The 10198-nt window shown below is 41.9% G+C and carries 11 protein-coding genes; 10 read left to right on the top strand and 1 reads right to left on the bottom strand.

What is annotated here, in order from left to right:
* The 9 genes from EV211_RS10830 to EV211_RS09805 form a co-directional block, all read left to right on the top strand.
* Positions 1 to 200: hypothetical protein (locus EV211_RS10830; RefSeq protein WP_207668018.1), on the top strand; the 200-nt coding region annotated here is incomplete at its 5' end.
* Between the two features lie 179 nt (positions 201 to 379).
* Positions 380 to 985, top strand: a complete 606-nt coding sequence (locus EV211_RS09840) for a CatA-like O-acetyltransferase (protein WP_330564667.1) — start codon at positions 380 to 382, stop codon at positions 983 to 985.
* A gap of 341 nt (positions 986 to 1326) precedes the next feature.
* Positions 1327 to 1638, top strand: coding sequence for an ATP-binding protein (locus EV211_RS10945; RefSeq protein ID WP_243108603.1), 312 nt, complete (start codon positions 1327 to 1329; stop codon positions 1636 to 1638).
* Positions 1639 to 1725: 87 nt separating this feature from the next.
* Entirely contained in the window at positions 1726 to 2580 is an 855-nt protein-coding gene (locus tag EV211_RS09830) for a DUF3990 domain-containing protein (RefSeq protein WP_133529262.1), read from the top strand.
* A 24-nt stretch (positions 2581 to 2604) separates the two neighbouring features.
* Positions 2605 to 3099: an antitoxin gene (locus EV211_RS09825; protein WP_133529261.1), complete on the top strand. Its 495-nt coding sequence runs from the start codon at positions 2605 to 2607 to the stop codon at positions 3097 to 3099.
* Positions 3100 to 3201: 102 nt separating this feature from the next.
* Positions 3202 to 3924 (top strand): AAA family ATPase, encoded by a 723-nt coding sequence (locus tag EV211_RS09820; protein WP_243108601.1) that lies wholly within the window; start codon positions 3202 to 3204, stop codon positions 3922 to 3924.
* A gap of 242 nt (positions 3925 to 4166) precedes the next feature.
* Positions 4167 to 4766 (top strand): type IV toxin-antitoxin system AbiEi family antitoxin domain-containing protein, encoded by a 600-nt coding sequence (locus EV211_RS09815; RefSeq protein ID WP_133529259.1) that lies wholly within the window; start codon positions 4167 to 4169, stop codon positions 4764 to 4766.
* A gap of 9 nt (positions 4767 to 4775) precedes the next feature.
* A complete protein-coding gene (locus EV211_RS09810) occupies positions 4776 to 5618 on the top strand; it encodes a nucleotidyl transferase AbiEii/AbiGii toxin family protein (protein ID WP_133529258.1) in 843 nt (280 codons plus the stop codon).
* Between the two features lie 126 nt (positions 5619 to 5744).
* The gene (locus EV211_RS09805; RefSeq protein ID WP_133529257.1) at positions 5745 to 7466 is read left to right on the top strand and encodes an SH3 domain-containing protein; all 1722 of its coding nucleotides are present in this window, start codon (positions 5745 to 5747) and stop codon (positions 7464 to 7466) included.
* Between the two features lie 104 nt (positions 7467 to 7570).
* Here EV211_RS09805 and EV211_RS09800 read toward each other — a convergent pair whose 3' ends face one another.
* The gene (locus tag EV211_RS09800; protein ID WP_133529256.1) at positions 7571 to 9304 is read right to left on the bottom strand and encodes a hypothetical protein; all 1734 of its coding nucleotides are present in this window, start codon (positions 9302 to 9304) and stop codon (positions 7571 to 7573) included.
* Positions 9305 to 9545: 241 nt separating this feature from the next.
* Between EV211_RS09800 and EV211_RS09795 the strand changes: the two genes are divergently transcribed.
* A partial coding sequence (locus EV211_RS09795) for a hypothetical protein (protein WP_207668017.1) occupies positions 9546 to 10198 on the top strand: 653 nt, incomplete at its 3' end.

Raw genomic sequence — 10198 nt, 5'->3', positions numbered from 1 at the left:
GAACAGTGAGTGCGCCGAGCGACCGAAAGGGGAGCGAAGGTGCGACGGGGAAGGGGCCCCCCGGCGGGACTCTCCTCATCTCCACCAGACATCAAAGCCCGCCTTATGGCGGGTTTGTCATCTCCACCACTTTTTGCCGGATCGGGCTATACCGCTCCGGCTATTTTATTGCAGCGGATGCGGCTGATTTCAACGACTAAATAAGTAGATCTTTCATATTCTGCGGTGAGTAGTATAATGTAAGGACAAAACTGAAGTTAAGAGGATGGGGGATTGTCATTACTTGGATTGTAATATTTTTATAGCGGGACTACAATGAACAGTTCTGTAAATCGGAATTTGGAGGGATAAAGTATGGCTAATTTATATCAGATAATAGATGAAAAAACATGGGAAAGGGCAAATGCACTGCTTGGTTTTTAGAAACAGTGTTGAACCTGAATTTTGTGTAACATTCGAAGCAGATATTACAAATTTTAAGCGTATGGTCAAGGAACAGGGATTATCGTTTACATTAGCTATGGTATATGCAGTTTGCAAGTGTGCAAACAAAATAGAAGCCTTTCGCTATCGTTTTGTAGACGGACAAGTGGTTCTTTATGATAAAATAGATACAGCCTTTACTTATTTGAATAAGGAAACCGATTTATTTAAGGTAGTAAATGTTCCAATGGTAGATGATTTGAAGGAATACTGTGTATTGGCATCAAAAACAGCAGATGAACAGAAAGAATATTTTACAGTACCTCTAGGAAATGATGTTTTCCAATGTTCGCCTATGCCGTGGGTTACATATACTCATATATCACATACAAATTCTGGGAAGAAGGATAATGCAACCCCTCTTTTTGATTGGGGAAAATACTATGAAAAAGATGGAAAAGTTATGATTCCTATTTCTGTACAGGCACATCATTCCTTTGTTGATGGATTGCATATAGGGCAGTTTGTAGAACAATTACAAAAATTACTGAACGAGTGTTAACTCCCGGTTTGTTGGAAGGACATTTGAAATACAGGTGTTCCCATTTTCGTTTTCTGAGTATCTGGTGTATTATCCAAATGATAATATCAATTTAGCTTTGACCGATTTTATGACAGAAGGCGGTCTGGCCGGTTCGTATCTGTATAGGAATAATGAGGAAAAGTATAATTATATTGGCAATGATGTTTTGAACGCGTTGATTGTGCGTGACATAATAAATAAATACAAATTGCGTAATGAGCAGCTGGTACAGAAGCTGATCGATTTTTTGATGGATAACATTTGATAAGTATTACCTTTCCGATCATAGCTTTAAATATGCCAGGCTTGGTACTAGAAATATGGATTATGGCAGGGTTCTGGAAAACATTGTTGCTATAGAATTGCTTCGCCGTGGCTACGAAATATATGTAGGAGTATTGTACAAGAAGGAAGTTGACTTTGTTGCAATCAAACGCGGAACCAAAACATATATTCAGGTTGCATATGATATTTCGGATAAGAGTACGTTTGAAAGAGAAGTCGATCCGTTGCTCTGCATCAGGGATGGATATTCCAAAGTGCTTATAGCAAGGACTTACCAGCCGGAGTATCAGCACGAAGGTATAAGAGTTGTTGATGCAGCAGAATGGTTAATGGAAAATGGCGAGTAAGATGTTTATAAACAATGTACCATGCACATACATAAAAAGACTTGAACTTGTTTAAGTAATATGTTATAAATAAGTTGAGGTGAAAACATGGATTACAATTTGGCACAGGATTTGAAATCGATTAGAGAAATCTTAGGATTGACACAAGAGGAACTAGCAAACCAACTTGGTGTTGAACAGATAACCATATCGAGGAATGAGAACAAGAAGAACAAGCCGTCAGCTAAACTATTAGAAATGGTTTATGAATTTGCCTTTCGAAAGAATATCAAAATTAATCGTTTAAAAGAGATGTTGTGGAAGGATAATCTCTCTAAGAATCATGTACTGCTGTTTCATGGAGCAAAAAGCGAAATAGATGGATCTATTGACGTGCATGTTGGAAGATCTAGCAATGATTTTGGTCAGGGCTTTTATGCTGGTGAAAGCTATGAACAGGCAGTTTCCTTTGTGACGGCATTTGAAAACTCTTCTGCATATTTTCTTGATTTTGAAAACAAGGGGCTTAAATGCAAACAATATAATGTGAATCAGGATTGGATGATGACCATTGCCTATTACAGAGGTACCCTGAAAGAATATCAGGATCACCCGAAGGTGAAAAAATTGGTGGAAGAATCAAGAAACTGTGATTATATCATTGCGCCTATTGCTGATAACAGAATGTTTCAAATTATAAATTCTTTTATTGTAGGTGAAATAACTGATGAACAGTGTAAACATTGTCTTGCCGCCACCAATCTGGGATTCCAGTATGTATTTATTAGCGAAAGAGCAGCGTCACAAATTAATTTATTGGAACGATGCTATATTTCTGTAAATGAAAAGGAATACTATAAGAATGTAAGAAGTTCTGAGGCAAAATTGGGTGAAGATAAAGTGAAACTAGCAAGAATACAATATAGGGGAAAAGGTAAGTATATTGATGAGTTGTTATGCTAATGTGTAAGGAGGCTGGTGTTTTATATGAAGAAAATGGATAAAGATGGCCTTTTGCTATGTGAATTACAAGCACAGACATTCGAATTATCAGTTGAATCAACACAGGTAAGTTCGGAAATATTTATCAGAAGATTTATGAATAGCAAGATTGCGAAAACGATAGACTGTACAGCGATTCTTGAGACTACGATGCAACCTACGGATCTGCTTTGTGAAATAGAGAAGCAATACGGTGAGTCACAATACGGCTCTGTAAAATTTACAAAGAATGAAATGTATTGGATCGGGTATCTATATCGGTATTTTGCTTATACCTATGAATATTCCTCTGTTCAAGTATATAAAATCATCAAAGGGAAAGAACTAAGAGAACAGTATCTCGCGTATCACACAATGGACACTGCCCAGGCAATTGAGCGTGTTTTAGAAGCAAAAGGTGTTATGAGTGATGAGGATAGCGAGATAAAGAGGCAGTACGAGATATTTAGAAAGATTAGAAATGCAAAAAACGAAAACTAGAGTTATTTAGACATTTGCATTTGCTATAACCGATTCATATATCCCCAAGATAGATCTTCCTATCTTTCTATCCCTGAAATTTTAAGTGAAATGGCGAGTAAGATGTTTATAAATGATATACTGATTGATTGGAACAGAATAGAAGAGGATAGTTATTTACAGACGATAAATGCCATCGGTGGCATTGAGAGAATAACGCTGACCAACCCCGTTACATTTTTTATAGGGGAAAATGGAAGCGGCAAATCCACATTGCTGGAGGCAGTCGCTATAGCCGAGGGATTTAACCCTGAAGGTGGGACTAAGAATTACAGCTTCTCTACCTACGACTCGCATTCGGAGCTGTGTGATGCTACTCGTTTGTCACGGGGAACAATAAAAGCGGATTGGGGCTATTTCCTCAGGGCTGAAAGCTTCTATAATGTTGCGACTAAGGAAGAAGAATACAGCAAGGGGCCGGGTGGAGACCCACAGCATCTGCATGAACAATCACATGGGGAAAGTTTTTTGCAAATGGCTCAGAGTAATTTTCGGGAAAAGGGGCTATATTTACTGGACGAGCCGGAAGCAGCTCTTTCACCACAGCGCCAGCTGACGTTGCTCATAGAGATCGACAGGTGTGTCAAGGAGGGCGCACAATTCATCATTGTCTCTCACTCCCCAGTTCTTCTCGGATACCCGGAGGCACAGATACTGACCTTTGATAATGGGCCGATCCATCCATGCGCATACGAAGATACAGACAGCTACAAGATCACATCGCTGTTTATTAATAACAGAGAACAATTGCTAAATCAGCTGTTTCGGAATAATGATATATTGTAGTGCCGGGATTGTTAGATAAGGCATTGACGGTAAAGCGGTTATATGCGATAATGATATAAATTAATAGGGAAGGTCGTATCCGGCTGGACCAGACGCAGGTAGGAATGCGCAAGGATATTATTGGAATATCCCTGCGCTGTTTTTTTGATATAAGGAGGCAAAGGCACAAACATATCTTTACAAACGCACGTTAAAATGATAAAATTAAAGTACGCTAGTAATTATTGAAGGGATGTGATCCAATGGATAATAAGTGGAATAAACTGCAGGAAATCGCTGATGAATCAAATGGTATTATTAAAACATCACAAATCGAAGAGGAAGGTTTAAGCAGGACTATTCTAAAAAAATATGTGGATGATCATCTTTTAGTCAGGGAATCACAAGGCATATACACATTGAATAATGCCATGAAAGATGAGTACAAAGTTCTACAGGCAAGAAGCCAGAGAATGGTATTTTCATATGGCACAGCATTGTATTTACATGGCATGTCAGACAGAGTGCCGCATATTATTGATGTAACAGTTCCACAAGGATATAATGCGTCAAGAATAAAAAGGGAAAACTCAAATGTGAGATTTCATTATGTAGGCAATGAGTTGTGGGATATGGGCTTAGTAGCAGTAAATACTCCGCTTGGCAATAGTGTGATTGTATACGATAAAGAAAGATGCATCTGTGATTTGATTCATAGTAAAAGGAATATTGACAAGCAGTTATATACGCAAGCTATTAAAGAGTACTTCGGAGGTAATTATAATCTTCGTAAAATTATTAAGTATAGCAAAAGGTTCGGGATTGAGGAAATCGTCAGAAGTTATCTAGAAGTATTAAGTTAGGAGTAATATATGAAAACACCAGAACAATTAAAGGGGAAGATTAGGAATGTTGCTAAAGAGAAGGATTTACATGCTCAGGAAGTGCTTCAAATGTATCTATTTGAAAGAGTTATAGAAAGATTATCCGCATCTCGATATAAAGCTAATTTCATTCTGAAGGGCGGACTTCTTATAGCTTCAATGATTGGAATTGCAGAGAGAACTACTATGGATATGGATACAACTGTTAATGGCGTGAGGATGGAAGAGGATACAATCAAGAGAGTTATTAAAGAGGTATTAGCCACTGATGTAGGCGATGGAATAGAGTTTATTATGACGAAAATAGAACCCATATATGAAGTGGGTGCATATAATAATTTTAGAGTAAGTTTTAATGCTCTGTATGGAAAAATGAATGTGCCTATGAAAATTGATATAACTACAGGTGATATTATAACGCCATCAGCTATAGAATATTCATATCAAATGATGTTTGAGACTAAATCTGTTTCGGTAATGGCATACACATTGGAAACAATTCTTGCAGAAAAATATGAAACTATAATCGGAAGGAACATAGGAAATACGCGAGCAAGAGATTTTTATGACTTGTATGTTATATTTAAAAGCAGGAAAAGCGAAATTAATAGGAGATATTTAGTTACAGCAGTAGAGGCAACATCTAAAAAAAGAGGCTCGGAATCAGTGTTGTCTGATTGGAAAGAAATATGTGAAGAAATAAAGAATGAAGAGGCATTAATGGATTTGTGGAATAATTACATTGAGGATAACAGATATGCTGATTACCTTAGCTTTTCAGATGTCGCTGATAATGTTTATAATGTTGCTAAATATATAAATGAAATATAAGCAGGGTAGGTCATAGCCTTGTGAAATATTAATTGTTGATGTAGGAAAATCAAAAACCTATTGCAAAGCTCCACTCAAAAGGTTACAATTGAGTTACTAACCACTGAGTTTTGAGAGGAGTTTCCTATGAGAAAGAAGACGGGTAGAGTTTTGAGCTTGGTTTTGTCCCTGGCTTTGGTCGGCACTATTTTCATGGCGCAGCCAATCAGCGTAAGTGCCAGCGACTCACAGAGCTTTGACACATTTAAGAAAACACAGTTGAGCAAGGTGTATCCGGATATCAAGGTCATAGCCAAGGGATATGTTCAGAAAAATGGAAAGATCTCAACATACTGGGCCAAAGATACGCAAATGTATTCCAATGTAAAGGCATATGCGCTGCCGAGCGGTATGACTAGTATCCAGGGCGTTGAAATCGATAGTAAGTATAAGCCGGATAAGAATGCGCAGAAATGGCAGGATTACCTTCAGAGCAAGGGATTCTACCGTCTGAACAGTGACTTTTACAAGGACTGCGCATATTATGCAACCGTAACGGATCCATTGAAAATAGTGGCCTATGATAAGAACTATGTTTATTATTGGTCGGAAGGCTTTCTAGATACGTCTGCGGGATTCATCCTTCAATGTACTACGGGAAATTTTAACACGGTGCATGTACCTGGATTCTATAAGCTGGAAAGAAAGAATGTCTGGATTGACGCCGGGAAGAATTACGTTACAGGATCGGAGCCGGCTTCCATCGGAACAGGCACGATTTCATATTCCGCCGGCATCCTGCCGGAGCCGGGAGATTCTGCCACAGGTGCTGTCTGGGCTCTTGGCGTCAATAAGAAAATCGACGTGATATCTGCCGAAAAGGTTGCCGCTAACAACACTTCCGGAAACACATATTATAAGGTGAAGTTCAGGAATACGAGCAACGGAACGGCAGGATACTGCGGCAGGGTAGGGACATATTATGTAAACAGCCGCTATCTGAATCTGAGACTGAATGGGGAAACCACGCCGGAGATTCTGGGCACAGCCACAGTTAAACCTTCGCCATACGTTGGCATCAATGCCAGGGAGGAGAAAGATCTGAATTCAAAGTCCATAGGTCTGTTGGGTAATGGCGCAAAAATTGACATCATAAGCAGGGATTCTGATTGGGCCAAGGTTTACTTCAGCGGTCAGGTCGGCTACATGCAATCTAAGTATCTGAAGAACTTTGCATATACGCCGTATACGGCTTCGGTTACGAAGTTAAGTGTCGGATCCGTAGATAATAGTAATCCCGTCGTGACATGGGAAGGAAACAGCAGCGACTGCTCATACAAACTGATTTTAGGCAAGTTTTCAAATGCCGCCAGCAATGCGGCTTTAAGAAAGAAAATGGCCACGATAGATAAGTATGAAGGTACATCTTTTACCGTTGCGGACAAGTATTTTACATCAACTTCCGCCGGTAAGATGACTTACCTGTATGTGTATCCACAGAAGAAAATGGCTGACGGAGCGGTGGTCACAGGCACCAAGGCAACGAAAATAGCTGTATTCAAGCCAGTAGAACGTAAACTGACTGCAAACAGTTTACATAAGATGGGCAATAAATTGTACTACACTATTGGAAAATCCACAGGCGGACGCCCGACGTTGTATTCGGAAGTAAAGTGTTCCACCAAGAAGAATATGAAGTCGGCGAAAGTCGTTTCCAGGATAAGTAAGGGTACGGTGATAATCAGCGGACTGAAGAAGAATAAGACATACTACTTCCAGCGCAGATATTATTACAAGTACGAAGCAGGTGATCAGACATTTACACAGTACGGCGCCTGGAGCAACATCCTGAAAAAGAAAATCAAATAGAAAGGCATGCTGCTTATGCCAGGTAAATCATAATACCCGAAAGGGGACAGATCAATTCTGCCCCTTTTTTTAGCGGTGAAATCATTCTTCTTTTAACGCGTAAGTTATTCCTCAAACACAGGCACAGTGAAGTTCTTGAAAGCCTCTACCATCTTAGAGTGGCGTATAACGAAATGGATGGCGGGGGCTTTGTTCTTGGAGATCATTACCCATTTCCCCTTATGCATGGTGATCTGGATGTTGCGGAAGGCCAGCTCCTTATTCAGTTTGATACTGTAATTCTCGTGGGCTTCAGCATATGCGCGGGTCAACTCCAGATGCTCCAGATACTCATCATAGGTATAAGTTATCTCATTATCGTAAAATATGCTGGAAAGGGAAACGACCATCGGGTGCTTCTCGAATTCCGATTCCGATATTTCCGGTATCTCATCGACCATAGTGTCCTTCTCCAGTAGGATCTCGACATATTTTTTCTGCTGTCTGACCGCGGCAAGTATCCGCTCCCCGTCGATATCGAAGAGGAAATGGCGCTTTAGAATTTCAGAAAGCACCTCCTCCGATATGGTATACAGAGGCAATGATGACAGCATATTATGGCGAGCGCCTCCCGCCTCCATATCAGTTTTCAGGAAAGTGTTGAAGGCGACTTCGTTATTCTTGCGGTAAATGTCCATAAGCGGCGTCGCCTTAGACAAAAGCCCCGCAGTCTTCTTTTTGTAATATGCCACCTCGTCTTTGTTCCTTGTCAGATAGTATTTCCCGTCGTTGTGAAAGCCGTTGATGCATTCCCCGGACAGGGCGACAGAGCCTGACACGTAGTTAAAGTGGCAGTAAACACTGTTTTGTACACCCTTCAGATAGTACGGCGACACCTGCCCCGTCATGTAAATGGGGATCCAGCTCTGCAGGCCCAGCATCATTTCCTTCAGCGGCCGGTCCACGTTGTGGATTATGTTCAGATGCAGGCCCTTCTTCAGGGTCATGGCGATGGCAAACATCCACTTTTTGCCGAAGTCGACGTCCTCGGCCATGTCTTCCATTGGCATGTCGCTGCACATGAACACCGGCTCCGCGGACTTGGACAAAACCGTTGACTTGAAAAAGTCCAGCTCGCCCTGCTTCATCTCTTCGATGCCGTAGTAGCGTTTGGAGGTGGGCAGTTGGAAGGGCATGGTTGGCACCTTCAGCTCGTCAAAATGTATGCTGCGGATGTATTCGTCCAGGTCGAAGTCGTCCAGGGTGCGCAAAAAGTCGCTCATGTAGTCCGGAGGGTCGGCGATTCCTGATGATAGCCACAGGCCCAGTTTTTCCAGGCGGTCTTCGTTCGAGGCGATCTCGCTGATGTCGGCGCCGGTCAGGTCGGCGATGGCGCTGAGCTCGTTTTCTCCGGGGTAACGGCGCACGATGTAGGCGCAGACGCCGGTGATAAAGGCCTCCGTGTCGGCGGGGCGTCTCTGGCCGGAGCGTATACGGGACAAAAATGAGGCGTCGAAATTCAATGCCCGCGACAGTTCGGTGGTGCTGATGCCCAGGACGGATATGAGGGTGTTCAGGTTGGCCACCAGCTTGGAGTAGTCGTACTGAATGTTTCCCAGAGCCGTTGCAAAGGCTGATATTACAGAATCCCGGGTAATGTCGGCCGCTTGTTTTTCCTCGGCAAGGGCTGTGATCCCCGTGATCAGTTTCTCAATCTGGTCGCTGGCAAATTCCGGCTGTCGCTCGCCGGACCGGTAGCGGCTGATGACCGCGCCGGAGAGACCCGAGGCCTCGGCAAGATCTTTTGCCGAACAGTCAAGGTCCACAATGTACTCATTTAAAATCTCTGCAAAATTCATATCATCACCACTTTCCAATGCATTTAAGCAATAATGGGTGTAAGTTTCAATTAATTATAGTATAGCATCAGTAAAGTAGAAGTACAATTACCAAAAGGTCAATGACACTTCGGTAAACTTCTGTTTTGACTTTTTCTGGATTTATGGCATAATACATGTGAACAGTTTTATGATACTGATTTCATAAAATGGATAAGGAGGAAAGACATGGCGAAATAATTCGCCGGAGAAAGGTGTGTATATGAACAAAACCAAACATAAGGGCCACGGCCTCAGGAACGCTGTCATTGTGATAGTCGCAGTGGTTGCAGTGATTTTCCTGGGGAATATGGCCATGAACAAACTAGTCCATACGAGTTACTCTGACCTGAACAGCAGGGATCAGGAGATGCTGTCCCAGCTGAATAGCCTGTATTCCGCCACGGCCGGCAATAATGAAATGTGGCAGGGCTATGATTTGAACAAGTCGCCGATCGTTTTTGTCGCAAAGGGTGACCACTTGAATTTCAAGGACGAATCGATCAATCTCATCCGCGGCACGGCCTACGCCGTCAACGTAAAGGGCCTGGAGAACAAAGCCTATGCTCAGAAGATCACTATGCCGAAGGGTTACAGGCTGCAGAACGTTTACAGGCTTTCGGCGGTCACGCCGGGCATACTGAAGACCTGGTCGCCTTTAGGCAATTTCAGCAGCATCAGCGACAACATGAGCCTGGGCACATCCAAACACGTTTTCTACTTCAAATACAATAAGAAAGTTTTGAACAACGCCGCGAAGACAGACTATTATCTGTTGCCTTGGGGGTGCGGACATTTTCTTGGACTGCCTATGCAGCTAATCCAAGAGAACGCCTGTATTCTACCGGGCTCAAATAACCTAGTGTTTCCTTCATT

The sequence above is a fragment of the Aminicella lysinilytica genome (genome assembly GCF_004362975.1).
Classification (GTDB): Bacteria; Bacillota; Clostridia; order Peptostreptococcales; family Anaerovoracaceae; genus Aminicella; species Aminicella lysinilytica.
The sequence above is the reverse complement of the archived record's forward strand: the minus strand, read 5'-3'. Positions and strand labels throughout refer to the sequence as shown.

Bases quoted from the DNA above. Each gene is read 5' to 3' on its own strand.
- EV211_RS09825 (WP_133529261.1), top strand. From the start codon at position 2,605: ATGAAGAAAATGGATAAAGATGGCCTTTTGCTATGTGAATTACAAGCA.
- EV211_RS09810 (WP_133529258.1), top strand. From the start codon at position 4,776: ATGAAAACACCAGAACAATTAAAGGGGAAGATTAGGAATGTTGCTAAA.
- EV211_RS09830 (WP_133529262.1), top strand. From the start codon at position 1,726: ATGGATTACAATTTGGCACAGGATTTGAAATCGATTAGAGAAATCTTA.
- EV211_RS09805 (WP_133529257.1), top strand. From the start codon at position 5,745: ATGAGAAAGAAGACGGGTAGAGTTTTGAGCTTGGTTTTGTCCCTGGCT.
- EV211_RS09815 (WP_133529259.1), top strand. From the start codon at position 4,167: ATGGATAATAAGTGGAATAAACTGCAGGAAATCGCTGATGAATCAAAT.
- EV211_RS09800 (WP_133529256.1), bottom strand. From the start codon at position 9,304: ATGAATTTTGCAGAGATTTTAAATGAGTACATTGTGGACCTTGACTGT.
- EV211_RS10945 (WP_243108603.1), top strand. From the start codon at position 1,327: ATGGATTATGGCAGGGTTCTGGAAAACATTGTTGCTATAGAATTGCTT.
- EV211_RS09840 (WP_330564667.1), top strand. From the start codon at position 380: ATGAAAAAACATGGGAAAGGGCAAATGCACTGCTTGGTTTTTAGAAAC.
- EV211_RS09820 (WP_243108601.1), top strand. From the start codon at position 3,202: ATGTTTATAAATGATATACTGATTGATTGGAACAGAATAGAAGAGGAT.